Origin of the sequence: Leptospira andrefontaineae (genome assembly GCF_004770105.1) — a bacterium.
Classification (GTDB): Bacteria; Spirochaetota; Leptospiria; order Leptospirales; family Leptospiraceae; genus Leptospira_B; species Leptospira_B andrefontaineae.
On the sequence record NZ_RQEY01000012.1, the window covers coordinates 120,986 to 145,627 of the forward strand.

18 protein-coding genes are annotated in these 24,642 nt (G+C 36.0%); 9 read left to right on the plus strand and 9 right to left on the minus strand.

The window, feature by feature from the left end; all coding sequences use genetic code 11:
- The first annotated feature begins 16 nt into the window (after nucleotides 1-16).
- From EHO65_RS07535 to EHO65_RS07565, 6 genes are all read left to right on the plus strand, one after another.
- Entirely contained in the window at nucleotides 17-445 is a 429-nt protein-coding gene (locus EHO65_RS07535) for a hypothetical protein (RefSeq protein WP_135773521.1), read from the plus strand.
- Between the two features lie 607 nt (nucleotides 446-1,052).
- Nucleotides 1,053-1,805 carry an AP2/ERF family transcription factor gene (locus EHO65_RS07540; protein ID WP_135773522.1) on the plus strand — a complete coding sequence of 251 codons (753 nt, stop codon included), beginning with the start codon at nucleotides 1,053-1,055 and terminating at the stop codon, nucleotides 1,803-1,805.
- An 82-nt stretch (nucleotides 1,806-1,887) separates the two neighbouring features.
- Entirely contained in the window at nucleotides 1,888-2,649 is a 762-nt protein-coding gene (locus EHO65_RS07545; RefSeq protein WP_208744018.1) for a hypothetical protein, read from the plus strand.
- Nucleotides 2,650-3,066: 417 nt separating this feature from the next.
- Nucleotides 3,067-3,534 (plus strand): hypothetical protein, encoded by a 468-nt coding sequence (locus tag EHO65_RS07550; protein WP_135773523.1) that lies wholly within the window; start codon nucleotides 3,067-3,069, stop codon nucleotides 3,532-3,534.
- A gap of 473 nt (nucleotides 3,535-4,007) precedes the next feature.
- On the plus strand, nucleotides 4,008-5,906 hold the full coding sequence (locus tag EHO65_RS07560) for an AAA family ATPase (protein WP_135773525.1): 1,899 nt from the start codon (nucleotides 4,008-4,010) through the stop codon (nucleotides 5,904-5,906).
- A gap of 4 nt (nucleotides 5,907-5,910) precedes the next feature.
- Nucleotides 5,911-6,945 carry a hypothetical protein gene (locus EHO65_RS07565; protein ID WP_135773526.1) on the plus strand — a complete coding sequence of 345 codons (1,035 nt, stop codon included), beginning with the start codon at nucleotides 5,911-5,913 and terminating at the stop codon, nucleotides 6,943-6,945.
- A gap of 30 nt (nucleotides 6,946-6,975) precedes the next feature.
- On the opposite strand, the gene EHO65_RS07570 is transcribed toward EHO65_RS07565, so the two are convergent.
- From EHO65_RS07570 to EHO65_RS07610, 9 genes are all read right to left on the minus strand, one after another.
- Nucleotides 6,976-7,647, minus strand: coding sequence for an SOS response-associated peptidase family protein (locus tag EHO65_RS07570; protein WP_135773527.1), 672 nt, complete (start codon nucleotides 7,645-7,647; stop codon nucleotides 6,976-6,978).
- Between the two features lie 6 nt (nucleotides 7,648-7,653).
- A complete protein-coding gene (locus EHO65_RS07575; RefSeq protein WP_135773528.1) occupies nucleotides 7,654-9,924 on the minus strand; it encodes a DNA polymerase domain-containing protein in 2,271 nt (756 codons plus the stop codon).
- Complete coding sequence (locus tag EHO65_RS07580; protein WP_135773529.1) at nucleotides 9,925-10,182, minus strand: DUF8156 family protein; 258 nt, start codon at nucleotides 10,180-10,182, stop codon at nucleotides 9,925-9,927. It lies immediately after the preceding gene.
- Nucleotides 10,145-10,705 carry a P-loop NTPase family protein gene (locus EHO65_RS07585; protein ID WP_244243476.1) on the minus strand — a complete coding sequence of 187 codons (561 nt, stop codon included), beginning with the start codon at nucleotides 10,703-10,705 and terminating at the stop codon, nucleotides 10,145-10,147. The genes EHO65_RS07580 and EHO65_RS07585 overlap by 38 nt, the downstream gene beginning before the upstream one ends.
- Nucleotides 10,706-10,908: 203 nt before the next feature.
- The gene (locus tag EHO65_RS07590) at nucleotides 10,909-12,249 is read right to left on the minus strand and encodes a HEPN domain-containing protein (RefSeq protein WP_135773531.1); all 1,341 of its coding nucleotides are present in this window, start codon (nucleotides 12,247-12,249) and stop codon (nucleotides 10,909-10,911) included.
- Between the two features lie 143 nt (nucleotides 12,250-12,392).
- Nucleotides 12,393-12,785, minus strand: a complete 393-nt coding sequence (locus tag EHO65_RS07595) for a hypothetical protein (RefSeq protein WP_135773532.1) — start codon at nucleotides 12,783-12,785, stop codon at nucleotides 12,393-12,395.
- A gap of 338 nt (nucleotides 12,786-13,123) precedes the next feature.
- On the minus strand, nucleotides 13,124-13,444 hold the full coding sequence (locus tag EHO65_RS07600) for a hypothetical protein (protein ID WP_135773533.1): 321 nt from the start codon (nucleotides 13,442-13,444) through the stop codon (nucleotides 13,124-13,126).
- An 87-nt stretch (nucleotides 13,445-13,531) separates the two neighbouring features.
- The gene (locus EHO65_RS07605) at nucleotides 13,532-13,798 is read right to left on the minus strand and encodes a hypothetical protein (RefSeq protein WP_135773534.1); all 267 of its coding nucleotides are present in this window, start codon (nucleotides 13,796-13,798) and stop codon (nucleotides 13,532-13,534) included.
- A 651-nt stretch (nucleotides 13,799-14,449) separates the two neighbouring features.
- The gene (locus EHO65_RS07610; protein WP_135773457.1) at nucleotides 14,450-15,631 is read right to left on the minus strand and encodes an IS481 family transposase; all 1,182 of its coding nucleotides are present in this window, start codon (nucleotides 15,629-15,631) and stop codon (nucleotides 14,450-14,452) included.
- Between the two features lie 179 nt (nucleotides 15,632-15,810).
- Between EHO65_RS07610 and EHO65_RS07615 the strand changes: the two genes are divergently transcribed.
- From EHO65_RS07615 to recD, 3 genes are read left to right on the plus strand one after another with little or no spacing between them, the layout of a single operon-like run.
- Nucleotides 15,811-19,212: an exodeoxyribonuclease V subunit gamma gene (locus EHO65_RS07615; RefSeq protein WP_135773535.1), complete on the plus strand. Its 3,402-nt coding sequence runs from the start codon at nucleotides 15,811-15,813 to the stop codon at nucleotides 19,210-19,212.
- Entirely contained in the window at nucleotides 19,199-22,858 is a 3,660-nt protein-coding gene (locus EHO65_RS07620) for a UvrD-helicase domain-containing protein (protein ID WP_135773536.1), read from the plus strand. Before EHO65_RS07615 ends, EHO65_RS07620 begins: the two co-directional genes overlap by 14 nt.
- A complete protein-coding gene (recD, locus tag EHO65_RS07625; protein ID WP_135773537.1) occupies nucleotides 22,855-24,642 on the plus strand; it encodes an exodeoxyribonuclease V subunit alpha in 1,788 nt (595 codons plus the stop codon). Before EHO65_RS07620 ends, recD begins: the two co-directional genes overlap by 4 nt.

The following is a 24,642-nucleotide window of genomic DNA, read 5'->3' on the forward strand; positions in this document are numbered from 1 at the left end:
AGTAGGAGAATTAAAAGTGAATAAAAAAGCAAAAATAATACTATCAATAATATTTATATTCGGATTATTTTCTTTCGTAACTTGCGAAGATGGGAAAGAGGATTCGACCATTCAAAGCTTACTCATGGTAAACATTTTGACAGCGCAACCGAATGATTTGAGTGTTCAAGTTCAAGGAAATTGTGGCACATGTGCTAATTTTGATTTAAGAATTTATGAAGGATCTGGCTGTTCCGGAAGCGCAATTCAAACGCAATTGAGTATAGATCCTAGTACAGCTACATATACATTTGCAGATTTGCCGGGCGGCCTGACTTACTCTTTGCAATTTACGGATGGAACAGATACTGAATGTGATAATTTTTACGTAAACGGCAGTGGCCATGCTTCATATTGCGGCGTTTATTATAGTTCTACATTCTTTTCTGGTATAAGCTGTATTTAATTTTTATCGCGCTTCTCAATAATCTGGCTCCGTTTCTGGAAGCGCTTTAAAGAATTGCTTAAATTGCAAAGTATACTATCAAACTATTGTTATGCTGAAAATTGATTCAAACTTGGAAATCGATCGACTTAATCAGGAAAAAGCAGATCTAGAACGAAGATTGGATGATATGTTTCCTGTTTTATATGAAATCGTAATGCAGCTTAGAAATACAAATCAGAGCCTAAAGAAACTAAAGAAGAAAAAATAACTCTCCGCTGAATTACAATCTAGGTATCGTTATTTATTTCAAAAAACGATACCTTTCAGATCACAATAATTCAGAATAATTATCAATGAATATTCCACAATGGGATAGTAACTTGGTCGACTATTCACATAAAATGATATAAAGGTTTTACTGAATATTATCCGTGCATTGATCGAAAACCGATTATCTGCAAAAACAAAATTAATATTATTCTAAATTATGTAGTAGGATGATAAAGTTGTGCGGACAAGAACGGGATCGTATTAAATCAGAGACAGCGGTTAGAAAATAGCTAATCATACTCGACCTCTACTATGTAATTTATTTGGAATTTAAACTAATACAATAAAAAATATTATGAAGAAACTCATTGCAATTCATGGTGAAGAACTCTTGGTGGACGATGACGATTTTTCAAGATTGAGAAAGTATACCTGGTCCGTTAAATATAATAGTAATTACACCACTGCATATCGCACTTCCAGGAACAATAGAGCAAAGACTCAGAAAATGATTTTACTTCATCGTGAGATAATGAATGTCCGAAGCCCGAAGTTAGTCGTAATTCATAAAAAGGGTGATTGGAAAGACAACAGAAAGAAGAGACTTCTTGTAATAGAAAAAGGTAAGCAGAATTTCACTCAAAAAAATCGCAAATCGAATAATAAATATAAAGGCATCACAAGAAGAAAAGATACGGGATTATACATGTCCTCGATTTGCAAAAGAGGAAAGGAATATCATTTAGGTGTATATGAGGATCCCAAGGTTGCCGCAATGGCGTATGATAAAGCAGCAAACATTCTTTTTGGGACACTAGCGAATACAAATAAAAAGCTTGGCCTCATAAAATACAAATCTCTCAAAGACATTCAAATCAACTTACATGTTAATGAGAGAGGCAGGAACATGAATGAGCCTCCGGATACAATACGTGTTTCGAAATTAAGAAAGCGGTTGCTCAAACTAAGAAAGAAATTCACTTACGAAAAAATAGCAGAGTTTTGTAATGTCCAGGGCGGGACGTTGTATCGCTTTGCGGTCGGCCAAATTAATTTAAGATCTATCGCTGTCGAGAAGATAGAAACCGGTATAAGAAATCGTAAATAATTCAGAAATTTGCAGGACCGTATAACAAAGAATAGGTGAATATATTCTTTTCTGGAAACAGGGCGCATAGGAATATTGCTCCATGAAACCACCTTCCTTAGAGCAAATTAATAAATGGCAAGTTAGGAGAGGTGAGAAGGGTTACAACAAAGCGATATACAATAAAATCGTTTTTGCTTTTACGGATAAAGACGGCAATTTTCAGAATAAGGTTTTTTCTTCATATAGACCAGCAATCCAAAAGGAAGGCATTCGGCTCTTTTCCATGAAGTTCCGTTGTCCTTACTGCAAGACAGCAAAGAGCTTTACCCATTTTAGATATGCAGAAGAGGTCAATGGGTTTTACGAAGGCTGCAAAGACTGTAATATACCGGACTATCAAGGATTTGTTAAGTTCAACAAAAGAAGAGTTAATAAGGGTTCGGGAGAACTTACACTCGCAAAATACAAATCCCTGAAATCCAAATACTTTACAAGATTTGGAAACTTGAATCCCCATATAATTAAGGCTATAGATAAGATGGCTCAAGTATTTGGCAGGAAAGTTCTAACTCAAGTTAAACCTTGCGACTATTGCAGCGAACCTCGAATACTTGCACTATTTACCCCGGATTATAAGAAAAAGAGAATATACGGTAAATGTAGGATTTGTAGTGCAACGGACCAGGCAAGACGACGAGCCGAGGCAAGGAAGCTTGTTGTAAAGAAAGCGGTAGAGAAGGATAGAGTCGGAAAAAGAAGAAATAGAAAGGACGGTGCTTTGATAGACAAAGGAGGGACGGTTTGGATTTCAAAGGATGCTAAATCTAGGCCGAAGTCGGCCATGTTAGTTAAAGGCCGCTAAGGGATACATTTTGAATTGCGGATCCCTTTTTTAGCTTTGTTGGGACTTTACAAATATGGACCTTTGGCCTGCTTGCTAGGGTCTAAAAAGTGGTTGGGACAAGGTCCAAAGCTTGTTGGGGATCTTACTCCGGATTCCGGGAGGGAGTAGGGGGACTACCGATAACGTTCCAATATGTCGCTTAACTCATACAGTACACTCGTTCTATTTTTTCATTAATTTTCATTATTTTTCATTTTTTACTTATTTTAACATTTATATATAGACAAAATTATTGTTATAATGTCTCATTTTCAGCCGAAAGTGGAGAATTCATTATTTAGCTCGGAGCTTTCGTTCCGATGTTCTAGGTAACCAATTAATATAAATACAATCGTCTAATTAAAAGAAATGTCATTGAAACTAGGATCTACACTTATGCAATCCGTCGACAAAGTTGTTGAAGAATCAAAACCGTCAATTTGGGAACCAGAAGAACCGGTATACACTAGCGATGATTTAATTAAAGCTTACTTGGATGGAAAAGAAGAAGGACTTCAAAGAGAGAAAAAAGTTCTAGTAGAAAAGCTAAAAGAAAATACTTCAGCAGCGGCTGACTTAACACAAAGTATTTTTGAAATACTTCAAACTAAGAAAATCACTCCTGAATTCGCATATTTAAGAATTAATGCTTGGGACAATATAAATGTGGCCATTGGTGTACCAGAAAAAAGTTATATTTCCGAAGAAATGCTTTCTGTATATGATTATACCTGGGACATAGAAACTGAAGCTAATGCAGATGATTCTCGGAAAATTATATTTTCATTCTTAGGGCTTAATGAGAATTTTAAATTAAACTGCTTGATTTCGGATGGGTATTATTGGAAATTTAAAAATCCATAATGTCTCGACGCGACCACGCTTTACATAATGATAAATTATCAATTCATTTATTAAAAATCGGTGAATTCAATGATTGGGTTGTTACGACCTGTTTCTATTCAGCGCTTCATTTCATCGAAGATCTAATCTTTCCATTAACTATAGGTTCAGAAAACTACAAGGATATAGACTCGTATAAGGCAAGAGCTATCATATCCGACAGAAAACCAAAACATGAAATTCGACTCGATTTAGTTAGGTCTCATTATCGAGATATATCGCCTGAATATCGATGGCTTTACGATACTTGTATTCACGCACGATATTTTACTTATAAAATTGATATTGAATTGGCTAGAAAAGCGAGAAGATACTTGGACAAAATCAAAAATAAAGAAAAATTAAAAACTTAAAATACTGGTTCGCATTTCTCGAAATTCTAATATCTAATAATTCATTTCTTTTGCTTAAACATTCAAAGTAGGAACTCTCAAATGATAAAATCCTGGAACATTAGGAATTTTAAATCTATTGCTGAAGAATCAAAACTTGAATTTTCTCCTTTAACAATCTTCGTTGGTGCCAATAGCTCAGGGAAGAGTACTATAATTCAAAGCTTACTAATTGCGATTCAAACAATGCAGAGCCAAGTTCAAGCAAGATCAGTAGTTCTTAATGGACATATTGTTCGTCTTGGCTCTTTTGAAGATATTGTATCTAACTTTGATAAAAATGGTGATATAACCATTGGATTTGAAATAGAACCTAATTTTTTTTCGAAAGAATATCCTGGGTTAATATATTCGCGGAGATATTTTCGATCGAATATTGAAGAAGTAAATAAAATATTTTATGAATTTAGTTTTTCATCCCATGGCATTAGCTCAGATAAAACAGAGCTATTACAATTACAGCCAAAATTGAAATACTGTAATTTGCAATTAGAATGGAATGATGAAAAAGGAGCAAAGAAAGAAGTTATTAAAATAACAAGATCTAAGGAGGATGTGAAAGCGAGGATAGCAAATTTAGGATTTCACGAAAACGTGAGAATGCCGCTCCCAACCTCTGCATTAGAATACGAAATTGAAACGGACGAAAATGTAAATTTTGCTTCCGAGTTATACTATCGATATCCGAAAACAGGAGAGTTAGTAGGTTGTTATTTTAGGCATTTTATTCCATACTTATATTGCATTTTTTATGATGTTGTAGCTGAACAGGCCGACTATTTAGTAAGGTACTTAGTTCAACCCGGTATCAACTCTTATCGCTATGGAGGTCAAGAAGTAGATGGCAATCTTCGATTTGGAAATAATCTACAAGATTTCATAAACCAGAAAATATCGGAAATTCTAACAGATGCCCCTAATTGGGAATCCCATCAAGTAAAAGTGACCGAATTAAATCGATATGCGGCCAAATTAAAGAAAAAATTTGATTGGAAAGATTTGCGAACGTTTATGGAACATTGCCCACCGGCCGTTAAAGCTGATTTATCAGAGTGGGCAAAAGCAAATGAAGAAAAGATTAAATCCTTGTACCGCGAAGACAAAGTACCTAATCCCCAATTAACTTCTTTGCCATTATCAAATAATGCGGATACAGCATGTGATTTTTTATATAATTTCTTTCACAGCCAAGTAAAATATTTAGGGCCATTGCGCGATGAACCAAAGCCAATTTACCCAATAGCTGGGAATATTGATCCTTTCGAAATAGGATTTAAAGGAGAAAATACCGCTGCTGTATTAGATTTACATAAAGATCTTCTAATTCAATACGTAAAAAGTTCAGATTTTTTAGAAAATAATTTAGAAATAAAACCAGTGGAAACCAAGCTATTGGATGCGGTATCCGACTGGCTCATTTTTATGGGAGTGGGGATAAAAATAAAAACAGATGATAAGGGAAAATTTGGGCATGAGTTAAAAATTAATACAGTTGATAGCTCTGAAATGCACGATTTAACTCACGTAGGGGTAGGAGTTAGTCAAATTCTGCCAATTTTGGTTCAGGCATTAATCGCAGAACCTGGCTCTACCTTAATTTTTGAACAACCAGAACTTCACTTGAACCCAAGAGTTCAGACTCGATTGGCAGATTTCTTTCTATCTATGAGTTATATTGGTAAGCAGTGTATAATTGAAACGCATAGCGAATATTTAATTAATAGGTTAAGACAAAGAGCAGCAGTTCTAAAGGGTGATGAAGTCGCAGATAAAGTAATAATATACTTTGTAGAAAAAAAAGGGGGTAAATCAAAGTATTCGCCAATAAAAATGAATAGCTACGGTAAATTCGATCATTGGCCAGAAGGCTTCTTTGATGAGGCGGAAAAATTAGCTGCAGAGACTCTCAGGGCAGCGTTAAAGAAAAAAGAAGATAGATAAGATTATGAATTTAATAGGAATATTAGATCCATTTATCTTTGTCTGTCCAGAAATCAATTCAAACAAAAATGAAATTAATAGCTACTTTCGAAATATCCTAGATTGGTATGATTTAAAAGAGCAGAAATGGATGCAAGTTAGCTTGTCTGAAAATGCCCCTGAATTGTTAGCTCAGAATAATGATTATCCACTTTCCCAAAAATTAAACAATTTAATTCACGAAAATCAATTAGAGTATGTTTCTCCAGATGTAATTATGAGAATAATGAACTCAATATTTAAGGACGAAAACTGTTTAGAAAAATATATATCGGAGAATTCTATTGCAGATTATCAAATTGAAAAGTTTCACTTTACTTCGAATATTTCTAGACCGAATGAATATTTACTTCACTTGCAACAATTAATCGGGATTCATGCAGTTTTGAAATTTATTGTTCAGCCATCCATAAATTCAATTTTGATCACTAAGCATATTCCAACACCGGTAAGTAGAATAAATTTTAGCGGAAGTATTCAATATTTGAAAGACGATGATTCTGGAAATTTACAGGAGAAAGTAATTGAAGTAGGCCAGATCTCGATGGTTGATAATGTAGAAGCCTTTTGCAACGAAATAAAGCCCGTAAATGTTTGGATCATCGGAAATAGAATCGAAGCTTTTAAAAAGGCAGTTGAAACAGAAAGTATAAATTACTTTATCGCTAAAGGACAGTCGTTAAGCACGATAAAGCTTAATGAATTTTCATTTGGAAGAAAATTTTATGATTCATGTATGCCAATTGGATTTTTGAATGAGCCTACTAAAGTCGGCAAACTAATTAAAGCTCTTTGTGATTTAGTTGTAGAGGATAAAAATAGGAAGTACCACGAGTTTCGTGTGCACAAAGGTCCTACAGCTCGACAAGAGATGCGAGGTGATTGGAAAGCTTTTCGTATGGATATAGATCACGAGTTCCATTTGCAATTTTGGAAATTAGAAAAAAGATTGGAATTTTCAAATGTAGAACATCATGGTGTATTTAGGATATATAAATAAAATATAAACCTCGCTAAGTCCTTTTGGGCTTCATTCGAAAAGAAATCTTTCCTCCGCTGCTACACTTTTTATAGGTTTTCCTTTTCTTATGGGAGTAGATGAAATGAGTTCAAATTCTATATCATTCTCAATGGCATTATACAATAATGATTTTACTTCTTTGTTATCATTATTTAACCATGCTTCATAATTAATGGGTTGTATAATTGCAGGTTGACGATCGTGAACTTCACTTACTTTCTTGTTTGCTGGAAAAGTTATCGTAACAAATTTTCTTATTGTTTGCCCGTCACCTTTTTCTTGACTTAAGGTCAATCCTGCGAACGCGACTAATTTTCTTTCGGAGAACATTAGTTCGTATCGATCTTGTTTATTTAGTATTTCATATCGCTTCCATTCCCAATATGTAGTCGCCGGAATTAAACAACGATTTACTTTAATTGCATTTTTCCATTCAGGAACAATATCTAATTTTTCAAATCTTGCATTAGGGGTTGCGTCGTATTTAGGAAATTTATAATTCCAATGAAGTCTTTGCATTGTGAGATTTCCCTCTTCTGATACAATCACTGGCGGTGTGCTCCCTGGGAAAACTTCTTTTTCCGGTCTGTATTCTCTTTCTATTCTTTCTAAATCGTGTCTAAGGCTGAATTGTTCAATTATTTGGCTGAGTTCAGCATTTAGAGAGTATCGGCCGCACATATTAATTTACATTGCCTCGTGAAATTTAAAGATCAATTGATTTTCACGAAGAGCTTCAAAATATTCTGGAGGCTGAATATGCTCTAAGAGTTCTTCCATCGCCTGGATAAGCAATTCTCTATAGAATTCATAATGTACATTCAGAGGTGAAGGTGAGGAGAGGACTGTTTCTTCAGGAATATATTTTCTCCTTAAACCAGGCCCTTGACTAACTAAATACTTTACCTTTTCTCCTGGTTCCACTTGGATCCCTATCGAAGATAAGAGGTCAAGGGTCTCGGAAGAAGCATTATTCGCGACATATTCTTCCCGACTTTTTGAAATACTCCGTCTTAGGAATAGGTCAGAAACTGCGACGTTTCCGGATCGAAGTTGCGAGACAAAAAATTCGTATAGTCGTTCAATTTCTTCCTTCCTTGAAAGTAGGTCATGCTTGATCGATGCCGTGCTCATTATTTCTAATACTTGCGTTTGAAAAGATTTTACGAACAGTGGCATATCTTTTCTGCGAACGAACACTCCTCGAATTTTTATTTCGCCTGAAGAAAATTTACCAAAGTAGCGATTAACTACTCCAATTTCGGGATCTTGCTTTGATGCAGGGAAGATAAGCCAATCATAAACTCCTTCGATTTTCATTTCGATTTTTGTTTTCTTAGTAATTTGGGTACATAACCTCCGGAGCTCTTCTTCGGTAAATTTTCCTGAATCGGGTTTTGCTATAAATAGCGAATCTGTAATTGCGTGAAGAAAAACATAACCGTTGTCTTCGGCGATTTCTTTAGCTAAAAGTAAGACTTCACGTCCGATCGCTGTTACTGACTCATGCGATTCTAATCGGCCAAATTTCGCGTTACGATAACCAAGGTAACCAAAAGACGTTACGAGCATCCATTTTAAAGCATTCTGCCGAGCATCATAGACTGAGGATTGATCTGATTTCTCTTCCAATTTTGTTTTATAAAACTTTCTGCGAATAAGTATATCCTCCAATGCGTCAGACACAACACCTCGGCGTTTTTTGCAAATATGGTAGGAGGTTTCTGGAACTAACAATCTTTCCTGTTCGGATTCGCAACAGGGGCAGTTTACGCACTCCGGAGAAATATTGTATTTCGCCATGATCGAAGGATACATTTGAGCAAAGTCCAGTTGTGCTACATTCTCGCGTACCGAACTAGACGTATCTGGCAGATAGACTAACCCGCCTTTGTCTACTTGCAATAATTCATAGGCGGTCTTTGGTCGTTCGATCGCCGCTTTTTGCCATGGGACCAAATAATTTTTACGAATAGCCACATCTGTTTCAATACAGGTTAAAGCTGTACCTGTACTAGCTCGCGCCATTCTCTGAATAGGAAGACGAGAAAGTCTCGCAAGTTCTAGAATACCGAGGAGGAAGCTTTCTTTAAAAACAAAACTATTTGAACTATCGATATGTAGCCTGCCAAAAAGAGGATAGGACGGAGCTTTATAAATAACTTGTCCGTAGGTTTCAAAGGTAGTCCCTTTTGTAACGATTTTTCTTTGAATCGCGTTTTTGTCCCGATCAAATAGAAGGCGTACTCGCGTTTTTTCAGAAAGGGCAAATAGAAATGGGAGAATGGCTTGATCGCCGTAAGCGCTTAGAATTATATCCGGATCCAGATTAGTTAAAATTTCATTAATTCGATTTAGTAATTTTTTAGCCGTGTTTTCGAAAACTTCGATATACAAACCGTCTTCATTGGAGAAAACGAGGGGGTTTAGCTGGGAGTATCCTATTCTATGATTGTGTTTAAAGAAAATCTGTAACTTTGAGAAATCTGGAATTTCGTAATTGCAATCTTGTATGTTGGAAAGGCATTGAATGGTAAGGATTTTTCCTTGATCGTGTTGTACTTTAACTTGCGCGATTGGAAAAATATTACGTTCCAGCATATATGCGTTCGTGATTTCTAAATCCGAATGGAAGATTTCTAACTTTCCGTAGAATGCGAAAAGTTTTTGATAAATTCTCCTGAGGACTGAAGGCTTGGATAAGGTAATTTTTAACACTTCACGCGGTTTGTTTGCATAAAAAGATATTTTTACTACTCTCTCAGGCGTCCCTAAAATTGCGTTTAGATCGGATAGTCTTTTTAAAAATGATTTTTCGTACCTTGGATCACCTACAATGTAAATTGAAGGATAGAAAGCGTCCGTAAATAACTTCGTTTCATTTTCACCTTTTATCCACACGAAGATCGTTTCTTCTAACGAATATACGTCGAAGATGTATCCTTCAAACGTATCCATTTACTTTTTCTTCAAGATTTCAATCGCTTCTGCTAGTTCGTTGATCTGTTTCTGCAAATCAATAATAGCCGACAGAATCATTGAATTTTGAGGATTAGGATCGGATGCCATGACACCGGCGGCGAGATCTTTTTTCGCGTTACGGAAAATGCCATCTAATATTTGTTGTTTCGGAGCCGGGAGCCCCCGGCGATAATTTTTATAACTTTCTTCTACAAGCTTAATCTGCTGAGAATAAGGTAAGATTGTCCTGCCCATTATCCAACTCCATTCTTTCTTTTGCTTTTTCTATCGCTCCAAACCTTTTATGTAATCTCTCAATGTAGGAATTATAGAGTGGATTGTCCTTTCTCGAAGACTCGACAATCAGGAATCGAAAACCTTTAGCGTGGATTTTCTCTAACTTAAAAATTAAATCGAAAAGTAAATGCTCCCTTTCCTTTGGTTTTACATCCTTATCGAAAAATTGCTTTGCGGGGGAGAGAAAAACGATAAGAGGAAAAATATGGGGATCTATGTCTTCTGTTATTAGATCAGATAATGAATCGAGAAGCTGGTAAGGAGTGAATGCTCTCTGTATTTCAATATTATGCAAGGCAACGAGCGGCCTATCATTTAAGAATTGCGTAATGCTAAATATATTAAAACGAATGGCACAATCAAAAATATGGATGCGTTCTCCGGAGGAAGCTAGTTGTGCCATAAAAGAATGTGCGAGATTACGAGACTTTTTACCAAGGAGAACGGTATTACTTAATGAGTGCGGTAAGGGTGAATCCATTTTTCGCATTTAAACACGATTGATTCAAATGGTAAACATATAACTGCGTAATAAAAGAATAGTTCTGTGGCAAATTTCTAGAAAATTATCGCAGAAATTGAAAAATCCTCAATTTCGAGCCATTTCGGCAGGTTGCTGCTTGTTAGTGGATGGGATACTGCACAACTTACCCGATAGCTAAGGTCTTCGCTAAACATGGTCGTTCAACGGCTTGGAAAAGTTATATTGTCCCAATCTACCTTAAATTTTGTATTTTTCTGTTGGCGCATTAGATCTACTATTTTCTCAATTGAGTAACTAATATATCGATTCAACAAATCAACGCATTCATTCAAAGACATTTGCCCTTTTTTAATTTCTAATGTTGAGCCGTGAACAATCTTACTACGCATACTATAGGCTGATTTAAAGAATCTATAAATCTCTCTTTGCTTATTAGGATCTTGTTCAAGAAATAATGCTGCTCTGTGTGAGAGCCTATAATTTAATTCTCCATTTACGTCACTCTCTGATTGAAGAAATATCGCTTCCGCAGCTATCATTAAATCGATAATTTTATCTTCGTATGCGGATTTAAGTACGGATTGAGAATAACGGCTAAGAGCGACAACGAGAAAATTTGGTAAATTAATGCTTACTAAGTTTAACCTTCTCCAAAGATCAATTGCTCGGCCCTCCTCTCCATTTTTCAAATTATACTCTGAATTAACATTTGGTCTAGATGAAGTGTGTTGTAATAGATAACTGCTTTTAAACAAACCCGTATAATTTACTATTTTTCCAGCCGACGAAACCGTGCCTGCTTTGAATAATTGGAGAGAGGTAATTATCAGTTCTTCCCAAGAAATTTTGGTTTCGGTATTTCTTGTTACTGGAAAAGAGCGCGGCCCTATTTGTTTCTTATAACGTTTACGTCTCACTATACCAAACTCATAAACAACTAGCACAATGTCACTGTGCGGCGATTGTATTGAGAGGTGAATTCCGGAGTTTAATAAAATCGAAATTTCTTTCGGTTTAAGCTTCTCAATAGTTAAGTCATCGTCCAATTGAAGGGATTCTGCTTCGGCTCGAAAACCGAATAGAGGGGCTATCTCTTCAACTGTAATGTAATCTGCTTCAAAATCTCGTGCAATACTACGGATTTGTGATAAAGCAATTTCGTAATCGAATTCTAATAGGCTGTTTTCTCCTAAAAAAGGAATAAGAGTTTTTCTCATTACTCCTTCGAATGTAACTTGATGACTAAAAAATTCTTCTGTTCCGACAACAGTATTTAATTGGTCCTTTATTTTAGCATCCGATAGAATTAATTTTTCTGCTTTTTGATATGAATCGAGTTGGCTAATTTCTTCTTGAATTTGATGAAATACAATCGGCCAAACGATCAATTGAATATCACGCCTCACGTAATATTCTCTATCGGATTTTTCCCATCGTCGATCAATTGTTGAAAGCAGCCTATCCTTCCTTGCTAGATCGGAAAGAATTTCATGAATATCTTCTGCGGTGCAAGCTAAGGCGTTTTCTACAATTTCATCCATAATTTATCCTGGTATTAACATTATAATACCAAAATCAATTTTTTATTATGTTATTGAAACCTCTTTTCTAGTTTCCGTTTGGTATTACCCATTGAACTACGATTTGCAGATATTTAATAATCCAAAGATGGTATTTGAGTAATTTAATCTATTATAAATTCAAGATAGTGAGACTTTGAGGCCCGAGCAAATAATTCGGAAATGCTTTCGACTTTTAATACAGGAAATTCCTTGTGAATTCCTTCCGCAAATAGTAGGTCTTTTTCCAGTTGAAATATATCATCGTGAATCCAAGTAGCGAAGTCTGTTCCAATCAGCGCGCAGACTTGATAAAGGTAAGGGTGTTCCTTTTTAACTATCTTTATCGTAATATCTTCTAGTTCTGCATTGCTAAACCTTTTGCGAAATTCCGCATACTCCATTGACATCGAGGTCCGCCGAAGGATGAGAGAATTGAGCATCATTTTATTTATATCTTGAAAGATTCTTTTATCTTCTTCAATTGTGATTTCTTTAACTTCAACTACTAAATTCATACATTCTTATCACTTTTGTATAACTCGATAACCTGTCCACATGTCGAATAGATCATTAAGTTGGTCGAAAAAGATTCCTTCCAATAAAGTAAACTTTACAAACCCTTTGGTTAATTCCTTTCCCACTTTAATGTCATAGAGATCATTTCCCTCGTTGTAAGTTATATCAACTGCACGGACTTTGGTTTTCAGGTCTTGAAATGTAAATGTTAGGTTATTAGGATATTTCTTAGATACTCGGATAGTTTTTATAAAACAAAAAATGAAACCAGGATTGATCTGGTTTAGTATAGTTTCTTGAACTTCTGAAAAGGTTGCTTTCATAGTAATTGAAAATATTACTTATATGATGGGACGATTTTATATCCGGTCCATTCTGCAAAGAGAGCATTTAACTGGTTTAAGGCCACATTTTCCAAGCGATCGATTTTCAAGAACCCCTCAGAACTAGTTGAAATAGTTCTAATTTCATAGCACTCTTTCTTTTGGTTATAAGTGATTTGCGCTCCACGGATGTTTGTTTTAATATTAAAAAAAGAAACGCCGATCCTATTGGGAGAGTTTTTCGAGAAATTTACTTGGCTTACATAGCTCAGTAAGAACCCAACTTCGATTTGTGATATTATTTTACTTTGAATGAAGGATATTTCAGCGTCCAAAACTATGACTCCTCTTTTAGGAATTAGAATTAAAATATCATAATGATTGCAAAAAAGCAATCATTAAAAAACATAAATATATAAAAATTATTCTAATTCTGCGATTTTTTTGCAAATTTCTGAAAGTAAGTCAAGAAATGGGCGATCGTTGCTCTTGGCTTTTCGATATCGGTGCATTTTATTCGCTAAAAATTGTCTTCCTTGGTCCTCTCGATTATTATCTCCCACCAAATGCCTAGAGAGTTCATCTCCGCTTCCATACTGATTTATCGCTTGGTCGATGAAGGCATTATAAAGGTCTTCTAATTCTTCTTCATGGGATCGAATAGTTTTATAATATATTTTATCACTCACAATTGAAAATCCTTCCATTGATTTGTGAATGGATAAAATGCTTAGGTTACGAGATCAAGGAAAAACGAACGGATTGGGGCGGAATATTAATTCCGGGTTGGAATAGGGTTGCAAATGCTCAGAAGGACTTGGTTTATCCCATCTAATGGTACTTCGTCAATAGTTTCCACATCATAGCGTTTCTCAGTTTCAGATTCCGCTGGTATCTCTCTGTGGATCCGGATTTTATATTCTTGGTGAGCGAAACTGAATTCAATGCCTACAAAGAAGATTTTGGAATGGTTCGGATGAAGAATGAGATTTAAGTAATCTGGAATATTCGGAGAATGTTCGAGTTTCGCGACAGATGTCCGGAGGAAATTGAAATCTATTTCATTTAGGATTATGGCTTGTCTTTCCGTAATTTCCTGGTTCGGCACAAGCTCAGGATCTTTTGAAGCGGTAAATCTGCATAGGAAATTTGGGAAGGGGTTTGAGAGAGGGGGTTTTTAAGTTAACGTATGCTTGCTTAAAAGATTTTGCGAATTGTGTTACTTTAGAGATATTTCTTAGAACTTCCCATAATGGTATTTATGTCTCATTGAAAAACAAAAGTCTCTGAACGATCAACCACATAGGTAACACTTTAAACCAGTCACATGGGTTACACTTTTAGTAAGAAAGATTATAAGTGAGCTTCTCATATTTCAATACTTTTCCAGTATAAAGATCTAATATTCCAAGAACTGCATTCGTAAAATAGATACGACAAAGACGATCCGATATCTCTTCGAAACCTACTATCTCACCAATCAATGGAGCACCGAAAAAAACTCTGTGAGGACCGTATTGAGAAAAACCGCTTTCATAAACTTTCTCTGCTACTACATGTGTTGGATACGCAACCTCTTGAAGTTTGGAAGGAAAAAGTCTTGATGACTGAATGTAGACTGATGCTGGTGTTTGATAACCTAAAGCTTCATGCGGTCGTATCTCGTTGTACTCTTTTTTGAATCTATCGAATGACTGTTGTTGTTCTTCTAAGGAAGCCCTAGGAGGAAGCGCTGTTTCTTGCTTCAATGTTCGGTGCATTCGTTCGTGCCGACCATTCTGCTGAGGTTTGCCAGGTTCTATTCTTTCCGGACGAATTCCAAGTTTTAACCACCAAACGGATAATTTACTTAATCCTCCAATAGCTTTAGAAGCAAACGGACTTCCGTTATCCGTCTTAATCGCTAACGGTAATCCATATTCTTTAAATACACGTTCAAAAGCTTGTTTTACGCTTTCTGTATTGGTTTTCTTGAGGATCTGACAATCTAAGAGAAGCCTACTATTTGCATCAGTGATAGTTAACGGATCACAACGCATTCCATCGCCAACAGTAAAGTGTCCTTTGAAATCAGCACACCAAACATCGTTGGGAGTAATTGCATCGGAAAAAGGAAAAAGAGACTGTGGAGTTTTTTTCCTGCGAGGTTGTTGCCGAACTAAACCCTTCCTTTTAAGAATATTCCCAATCGTTGTTACACTCGGCCAAGACTTGACTCGATGGTATTTTACTTTTAATCTCCATAGTAACTTTCGAGGTCCCCAAGAAGGATGCTCTTCCCGCATTCGAATAATTAGATCTACGATATGCTTCGGTGTTTCAAGTGGTTGAACTTTTGGAGCTCTTGACTTCTCTTTTAATCCGTCGATTCCTTCTTTTTCATATCGCTCCAGATACTTGTAGCCGGTTTTTCGGCTAATGCCAAATTCCTTACAAAGATCTGCGAAGATCCATTCTTCCCGCTTAAAAGCAGCAATAAATTTGATTCTTTCCTCGATCACAAGTGACTCCTTCCAAGGCATCTGGACACCTCCAAATGCCTGAATATTATGTCACCTATGTGGGTTTCTGTATATGTTACCTATCTGCCTTGATCATACCTTGAATTGGCGATTTATAAACCTATAAGAGCTCCCCTCTCGGACCAAAACTTTGTTTTACCGGTCCGTAATTTCTGAATTTTTGGTAGAACCGATCGAAGATGAGCATACTAGTCCATAGTTCCGACAATCTTGCGGATTTGTCCGAAGCATTATCTGAATCCTTAAGAGAAGAGATCTCTAGGCAGGATGGGTTGTATTCTCCGACTGTGATCATCCCGAACAAAAGTATGGAGACCTGGCTGAACCTGGATTTGGTCCAAAGGTTCGGTGTAGTATTCAATATCAGATTTCTTTTCTTGGAAAAGTATTTAGAGGAACTGGTTCTCGAAAAATTTTCCCCGGAGATCGATCCAAAATCCAGGCCGTTCTTACAGGGAGAATCCAGAAAATTCCAGATCTATGAGACCTTGCTCCGGGATCAGGAATTTCTCCAAAAATATCCAATTCTCAAAAACTATCTTTTACCTTCCGGAAGAAAAACTCCAGATCCGGTCAGGCTTTTGGATCTGTCTGGACGTTTAGCAAAATATTTCAAGGACTACGAACTTCACAGACAGGACTGGATCCGAAACTGGCTAGGAGAAAAATATTCACTTCTAAGATTACCGGGAGAAGATATCTGGGAGGAAGTAGCCACCCAGTCCGAAATTTTTTTCTTTCAAAAAGAACTCTATTCTTATCTCACAAGTTCTGATCTTTCTAAAGAAACTTTGATCCAATATTCCATGCGAAATCTTGGCTTGGAATCGAAGGTCAAAAAACATTCTCCAAAGAATGTATATTTATTTGCACTATCACAACTTTCGAGTACGTATATTGCCATCTTTCAAAATCTTCTTCCAGAAATTCATTTAGAAGTTTTTCAATTCGGAGTTCCAGACGGAGAACTAGTTTCCGGAACAGAAAGAAATCAGATCTGCAGAAACTGGGCAAACTCATTTCGCTCTTTGAAAAAATCCTGGGAGATCTCGGGCGCAGAATTTTCACATTCTAAGAAAAAGGAAAAACAAACTAGGACAGTTCTATCAGAATTCAAAGAATATCTTGGGCGATCGGAATATAAAAGCCAATCCCGACTTCTTCCGGACGAAAGTTTACAAATTTTAGAAGCACCCGGCAAAGTCCGAGAAGTAGAAGCAGTATTCCATCATATTCTTTCTATCTTATCCGAATCTAAAGAAACCAAATTAACCGATTTTGGGATATTCTGTTCCGATCTTTCCGAATATAGAGCCGCTTTAGAGTTCGTATTCGAAGGCGGGATACAAGCGAAACTAGGGGAGAAGTCCGGCAGTTCTATAAAAACTTTACCTTACAGTATAAGAGATGTACTCGCCTCAGAAACAAGCGCATACATCAGCGGAATACTTTCCTTATTTACTCTGCTCTCTAAAGAAAGATCCAGAGCAGATATTTTTAAATTACTTAGAAATCCTTGCTTCCAATCTAAATGGGAAGTAGAACCTTCTTTAGTAGAAGAATGGGCAAGGTTATCCGAAGACTTGGAATTATACCAAGACGATTCTCTATCAGAAGACCAACCGCTTTCATTCTCTTTCCGAAAAGGTTTTTTACGCTTAGCCGCTGGAAATATATTATCTGCAGAAGAAGAGGAAGACCTTCCGGTCTCCCCTTTCGATTCCGGAGCGGGTTATTCGGTATCTACCTGGATCGGGCTTTGGAAACGTGTATCTTTTTTATTGGAAGAATTTTCTTCCTTGGTATCAGATCCAAAATCTTCAGGGGAAAAAATTTTAGATTCTCTATCCGATTTGTTGAGAGAACTGCTTTCTTCTCCTTCTTCTAATCCGATTGAAATGGAATTGGAACAGAATATTATAGATTCGTTATATGAATTAAGATCTGTCCAATGGGATCCAAAAAATTCTAAGGATAGACTCAAATTTTTAGAGGCATTTTTTAAACAAACCGGAGGAGAGATCAAAGTCCGAAAAGGCCAATATCTAACCGGCGGGATTACGGTATCTTCTCTGCAACCTATGCGCCCTATTCCATTCCGACATGTATACATTTTGGGTTTAGGAGAAGGTCTATTTCCCGGAACAGACGATACATCTGCATTCAATCTCAGACATTTGGCTCCGAGAGAAGGGGATATAAATGTAAGAGGGCTAAATCAGTCCTTATTATACGAAACAATCTTATCTGCAAAACAAAGTCTGGTTTTATCTTTTGTAGCGGAAGATATTACGAAAGATGAAAGTATTGCTCCTTCTTCCTCCTTACTTTTGCTAGAACAAGCCTTAAAGGAGAATGTATTAGCTCCTGAAACTTCTGTTAGGATCAAGATCCCATTAAACAAACATAGCAAGGAATATTTTATACAAAAAGAAAGTTCCGCTTTAAAGTTTGCGGAGAAGTTCCGTAAAAGTTTCGATCTTTCTTCTTCTCTATTATATGGAAAAGAAGAAGATAAAGAATATTATCGTAAAACTGTGCTTGGGAATTTCCAGGCAAGTCCTCCTGCAAAAAAGGAAATTCCAAATCTGGAAACTATAGATTGGAATGATCTGGTTCGATTTGCAAAATCCCCTCTTTCTTATCATTTGCAGAGAAGATTCCGATTGTACTCGGAAGAAATTTCAGAAGCAGAAACCGCAACAGAAGAACCATTTCGAATTTCGGATAATTTCAAATTTATGAAAGAGTTATGGTCTTATTCTATGAAAAAGACCGAAAAAGAACTCCAAAATTCTTTGAGCGGACTATTCTCAATTTGGGAGAAAAGAGGAAATATCCCAAGAGGAATTTACGGAGATGCTGAATTTTTAACAAAATCGGAAAAGGTGGGGAAAATTTCAGAGACAGTCGCTGAAATACTTTCGGATTCGGAAATTTTGTCCGGATTTACATTCGGAGAATCTACCAAAAAAGGGAATTTACTCTCTTTACCAATGATTCCATTAGAAATTTCGAATGTATCTAAAATCAGTATAAACGGTCTTAAAGAAGATGTTTTCTTAAAAAAGGAAGCGGATGATACCCTTTCACTCGTTCTTATATATCCGAATTCAAAGAAAAAGTTTAAGAATTTAATCGAACCATTTTTGATCCAATCTTTGCTGGATCTTATTCCTTCTAAAAACACTCCCAAATCGGTAACTGCAATTTTTGGGTATGGAGATAAGCCTAGTATCTCGAATATGAATCGAGAAGAAGGAGGAATATATCGTAAAAAATTCCTCTTTGATCTGGTTCAAGAATTCCTCAACCAGTCTACATCTTTAATCTCCCCTGGTATCTGGGAAGATTTTCCCGATAGAACAGAAATTGATCTAAACGATTCCAAAAATTTAAATTTACTCTCCGAGGAATATAAAACTTGGGCGCAAGAATCAGTTCAGTACGATCCTGAAATTTATTTGGATGAGATCATCCGACTTCTGCCCTACTCTCAAAATTATATAAGTGAAAAGGATTTTTATCTCTGCTTAAAACTTTATCATCCATTGGAAAAGGTTTTTTATGCAGAAAAGTAAATTGGAAACCGCGACCGGTTCTTTTGCCGACCAAATCGATATTACTAAAAACGGTTTTATTGGTGCTTCTGCCGGGACAGGAAAAACACATACGATTGTATTTTTAGTTCTGAAAATATTAAAAGACTCATTTAAGAAATCTCTCGATTCAGATAAAATTCCTTTCGGAATAGAATCTATATTAGTACTTACTTATACAGATAAGGCAGCATCTGAATTAAAAGGAAGGATCCGTGCTGAGTTAAAGAATACGATCCTGAAATTAGAAAAAATAGAATCCCCAAGCGAAGAAGAATCCAAAGAACTGGATTATTTTTTAAACCAGGCTTCTCGTTTAGACCAGGCCTATATTTCTACCATCCATGGATTCGCTCATAAGATCTTAAAAGAATATTCTTTGGAATCAGGTAGCTCCGAAAATTCAGAATTAGTGGAAGAGTATTCCGCAGTTTCGAAAGCATTGTATAGAAGAATGCGTAATGAGTTCAGCGGAAAATATCCTAAAGAACTTTTGCCTTTTATACTCTCTCAAGCAAATCGTTTTTATAATGACGGATTCCAAGGAACTACTTGGGAAAATTTTGTATCCAGTCTCGCAGTGAAAAAGGTTTCTTCTCCTGATTCTATCCAACTTCTTCCTCGCCCTCAAAAGTTTCCTGAGATCGGTTCAATCAGAAATGTATTTTTGGAAATCCAATCTATTCTTCCCAAATTTTTAGAGTTCCAGGATTCTTTTAGAAAGAAGGTCAATTCAAATAAGTACAAAGCTCTTTCTAATCGCCAGATGGAATTTCAAGATTCTCTAAAAAAGCTCTTAGATTTTTCAGAACCATTTTCCCCTTTCCCATTTACACTTGCACTTAAGAAAATACTGGATCTCAAAAGAGGAGAAAGTTCCGGTATAGAATCTATTCTTCTTTCCGACGAAGAGTTAAAAACTGCAACCGGCGAATCAGGATATCTTTCTTATACATTAGAAAGAGAGAAGATCCGAAAACTTTCTTTAAACTTAAGCACATTAGAATCTTCTCTTTCTTCTTTCCTAATTTCTCTCGCAGAAGATATTGCAGAAGATTCAGTTAAGATCAAAGATGAAGAAAATTCGATCACATACGGAGATATGATTTTAGGACTTTCTAATTCTTTGGAAAAAAATCCGGAGTTGGTCTCTGAATTAAAGAAACGTTTTCGTTTTGGGATTATTGATGAATTCCAGGATACTGATCCTGACCAATATAATATTTTCAGAATATTATTCTTAGAAAAATTCAGCAACTCTGAAACTGAAGGGAAACTTTTCCTGATTGGGGACGCAAAACAGTCCATTTACGGTTTCAGGGGAGCAGACTTAGGCACTTATTTAGCTGCAAAAAGAGAATTTGATACCGGAGGGGAATTTGCAGACTCTTCTATCGTTTATCCGGAGTTGGATACAAATCGTAGATCTTTACCTGAACTTATTGCATCCTATAATTCTATTTTCGGAAGTAAAAAAGGAGAATGGTTCCCGATTGAAGAAACAGGATTTTTACCTATAGAATACGTGAATGTAAAATCTCCTGAAATTCCGGGAAAAGCAATTTTATATTCAGATAAAAGTAATCGTGCTGCTTTAAATGTATTCTCTCTTTCCAAAGAAAGCAATGCGGATCGATTAAAAGACCAATACTCCAAATTTTTAGCGGAAGAAATAATTCATATAGTTTCCGAGAAGTCGGAAGTATACATTAAAAAAGAAGGATATCCTTTCCCCGAAAAACTAAGTTGGTCGGACATTTCTGTTTTAGTCAGAGGAGAAAATGATTCTGAATTTTTAAAAAGACAATTCAAAGCTCGTGGAATTCCGTATACATATCCCAAACAAACCGGATTATTCGGATCGGCTGAGGCAATCCGAGCAAGAGAGATCTTGAAATGTTTGGACGAAGAAGGAAGCAGAGATTCATTTTATAAATTACTAATATCCGATCTATTTTGTGTGAGACCGGAAGATCTGCAAAATTATGAGGAATATCCGATCGAGTCTGGAGAAAAAAGGCTTTTAGAGAACTGGAGAAAATTCTCTCGCAAAAAAGATTTCCCAGGCCTTTTTAGTTCCATTTTGACAGAAAGTAAATTAGCTTCTCCCCTTCCGGAGGAGTCCAGACAGGATTGGGAAAGAAAGATCACGAACTTTAAACAGATTTTCTTTTTCTTAACCGAAAGAGCATCCAAGTCCGATCAAACTTTAGGAGAGCTAATCACATATTTGGAATCCAAAATGGTATCCAAAGAAAATGAAAAAGATTATTTAGAAAAAGATTCTGAAGAGGATCGAGTCAAAATTTTCACTATCCATTCTTGTAAGGGTTTAGAATTTCCGATCGTGTTTTTATTCGGAGGATTTTCCGGTTGGGGTACACAAAGAAAAAAATTCTCCGAATATAGAGAAGGCGAAAAACGTATTATAGATCTGGAAAATAATAAGGAAGAGATTTCAGTTTTCAATACGATTAATGAAGATAAAAGATTGTACTACGTTGCTTTAACTCGGGCAATGTACAAATTTTATTTCCCATTATTAGCAGAACCCGATCCAAAACGTCCTTTGGAATTATTCCGAAGATCATTTCATGCGGCAAGCTCTGAATTTCCTCAAAATTCTTCTGTGGCCAGATTTTGGGAAAATGAGGATGGAAAATACGAACAGGAATGGATTAGAGATCATAAGACTATTTCCGGATTAACAACTAGCCCAACAAAAGAAGAAGGCCCTGAAATTTTACGTTCCATAGAGATCTGGCCGGAAAAAGCAGAAAAAAGAAAAATTATCTTAGAAAGTTATTCTTCCTTAGATTCATTTTTTACTTCGGAAGGACTCGGATTCCAGGTTTCCGAAACTAGATCATTCAAAACGGACGAAACACCTGAGGACTCCAAGGAAGAGGAACTTCCCTCTTCCAATAAAATGGGAAACTTACTCCATCAACTTCTGGAAACAGAGGATTTTAATGTTTATAGAAATGCAAAATCTACAAAACAAATCCCTGAGAATAATCTAAAATCATATAAGAATATTTTAAAGTCTTACGGGTATGGAAATGGTTCCGAACAATTGGAACTATTTGCTAAAAGGATCTCTGAATTGTTTTGGAATACTCTTAGAACTCCACTATCTCACTCCAAAGAGAACATATCACTTTCAGAAATTCCCCCTTCTGAACGAAAGCATGAAGTGGATTTCTTTCTAAAAATCCCGGAGCAAACTGGTGCTTCTGATTTGTTAAAAGGAACTTTAGATTTAATATTTCTTTCGGAAGGTAAATATTGGATCTTAGATTGGAAGTCCAACCTTCTCTCTTCCGATTTTGGAGAAGATCCTTATTCGGAAGCCCATTTGAAAGAGAAAATTCAAGAATCTTACTCGTTGCAAATGGCGATCTATTCCGTGGTTCTGGATGATTGGTTAAGATTCAAATATGGAAATGGATACGATCCTAAACTTTTAGGAGGAATGTATTTTGTATTCCTCAGAGGAACAGGTCCTAATAGGCCTGGGCGAGGGATTTTTTACCAAGATATAGATCCTGAATTTGTGAAAGTTTCTAAAGAAAAAATAAAAGAAACCTTAGATTTGAAAAATAGGATTTCGGCGGAAAAAGAATGAAAGAAGAATCCCTCGAAACAATTTTAGATCAAGAATATGCAGGATTTCTTACCAAGGAATTTTCACCTTATGCGAAAGGTATCCCACAAGATGTTCTATTTTCCTGGAATCTCCTATTGATCCAAGCATCTAAAACAGGAAATCTCGCTGTTCCATTCTCTGGAAAAGATTCAATTTCAGATATTTTATTTAAAAAAAGAGATAATTTATTATATTTTTCTAAAGTATTTAATCAATTAACGGATGTAGAGAAAGGTTTTGAAAACTTACTCAAAACCGGTACAGGGACTAAACCCGAAAAAGTGCAGGAAGTTTTAAAAGAACTCATTTCTTCCAATCCACTCTCTATCAAAAGAGGAAATAAAGAATATATTCTCTGCGGAGAAGGAGAACAAAAAGAAGCCTTAGAAAAAGCTCTTCAATATCAATTCTTAGTTCTAACCGGCGGACCAGGTACGGGAAAAACCACAGTAGTAGCGAATGTGATCCGTGGACTTTTACGTTTAGGTTATGACCTAAATCATATCGGACTTGCAGCACCTACAGGAAGAGCTGCCCAAAGATTAAAAGAATCCTTAGAAAATACCATTTCAAATCTTCGTACGAAAAATGCATTGGATGATTCCATCTCTGAGATCGCAACTTCTACATTACATAGGCTTTTAGAGTACAATCCTAGAAAAAGAAATTATAAATACGGCAAAAATTTTCCACTCCCCTATCGAGTCATCATCTTGGATGAGGTGTCCATGGTGGATCTACATATGATGTATAGATTGATGGAAGCATTACCATTCGGTTCGGAAAATTTCAGGTTTATACTTTTAGGTGATCCAAATCAGCTGCCTAGTGTGGAAGCAGGAGCAGTTTTATCGGATTTAGTAAGATCTTTAAAGAAACTAAATTCTGAAAACTTAATAGAATTAAAAACAAGCCACAGACAAGAGGAAGAATTTTCTTCCATCTCAAAAGCGGCTGAACTTTGTGTAAAAGATACTGTTTCTTTACAGGAATTCCGAGAGAATCTTCCTAAAGCACTAGAATTAGATTCTATTTTCCAGGGTTCGACAAAGGAAAATTTAAAGGGCTTTTATCAGATCCGATTAGATTATAAAAAAGAATGGAGAGAATTTTTAAAAAGAACTGCGGAAGATAAGATCCTTCCTATATTTTCTAAACTTCCTGATCCAAATTCTCCTCAGGAATTGAAAGAATATTTAAACAAAGACTTAAATCGATTTAAGATTCTTACAATTCTTAGGAATGGGATTTTCGGAAGTGAATTTATCAATAAAGAACTAACGGAACTTATCCTTCACCATAAAAAAGGAAATTTAGTACAGATCGGGAACAAAACTTATTTTTCCGGACTTCCTATACTAATCACAAAAAATGATAGAGTGAGAGGAGTTTATAATGGAGACACAGGTCTCGTTTTAGAAGTCCAAACTCCGAATGGAGGAAACGAACTCAGAGCTTTATTTTTTATTGAAGGAGAGATCCGAGATTTTGCATTGGATACTCTTCCTCCCCATGAACCTGCATTTGCGATCACAGTTCACAAATCCCAGGGTTCGGAATATGATTCCGTTTTTATTATTTATCCTCCGGATCCAGCTGATCTGAATACGGAAGAAGTTTCCTTGGAACTATTTAAGAAGGAAATCTTATATACTGCGATCACTAGAGCAAAACGATCTGCATTTTTGGTTTCGGAAGAAAAACTTTTAGAATATTCCCTCCGAAACCGCTTTGAAAGATTAACCGGTTTTAAATTGGGTTAA

Bases quoted from the DNA above. Each gene is read 5' to 3' on its own strand.
- EHO65_RS07540 (WP_135773522.1), top strand. From the start codon at position 1,053: ATGAAGAAACTCATTGCAATTCATGGTGAAGAACTCTTGGTGGACGAT.
- recD (WP_135773537.1), top strand. From the start codon at position 22,855: ATGAAAGAAGAATCCCTCGAAACAATTTTAGATCAAGAATATGCAGGA.
- EHO65_RS07550 (WP_135773523.1), top strand. From the start codon at position 3,067: ATGCAATCCGTCGACAAAGTTGTTGAAGAATCAAAACCGTCAATTTGG.
- EHO65_RS07575 (WP_135773528.1), bottom strand. From the start codon at position 9,924: ATGGATACGTTTGAAGGATACATCTTCGACGTATATTCGTTAGAAGAA.
- EHO65_RS07545 (WP_208744018.1), top strand. From the start codon at position 1,888: ATGAAACCACCTTCCTTAGAGCAAATTAATAAATGGCAAGTTAGGAGA.
- EHO65_RS07615 (WP_135773535.1), top strand. From the start codon at position 15,811: ATGAGCATACTAGTCCATAGTTCCGACAATCTTGCGGATTTGTCCGAA.
- EHO65_RS07590 (WP_135773531.1), bottom strand. From the start codon at position 12,249: ATGGATGAAATTGTAGAAAACGCCTTAGCTTGCACCGCAGAAGATATT.
- EHO65_RS07620 (WP_135773536.1), top strand. From the start codon at position 19,199: ATGCAGAAAAGTAAATTGGAAACCGCGACCGGTTCTTTTGCCGACCAA.
- EHO65_RS07580 (WP_135773529.1), bottom strand. From the start codon at position 10,182: ATGGGCAGGACAATCTTACCTTATTCTCAGCAGATTAAGCTTGTAGAA.
- EHO65_RS07560 (WP_135773525.1), top strand. From the start codon at position 4,008: ATGATAAAATCCTGGAACATTAGGAATTTTAAATCTATTGCTGAAGAA.
- EHO65_RS07610 (WP_135773457.1), bottom strand. From the start codon at position 15,631: ATGCCTTGGAAGGAGTCACTTGTGATCGAGGAAAGAATCAAATTTATT.
- EHO65_RS07585 (WP_244243476.1), bottom strand. From the start codon at position 10,705: ATGGATTCACCCTTACCGCACTCATTAAGTAATACCGTTCTCCTTGGT.
- EHO65_RS07570 (WP_135773527.1), bottom strand. From the start codon at position 7,647: ATGTGCGGCCGATACTCTCTAAATGCTGAACTCAGCCAAATAATTGAA.
- EHO65_RS07595 (WP_135773532.1), bottom strand. From the start codon at position 12,785: ATGAATTTAGTAGTTGAAGTTAAAGAAATCACAATTGAAGAAGATAAA.
- EHO65_RS07565 (WP_135773526.1), top strand. From the start codon at position 5,911: ATGAATTTAATAGGAATATTAGATCCATTTATCTTTGTCTGTCCAGAA.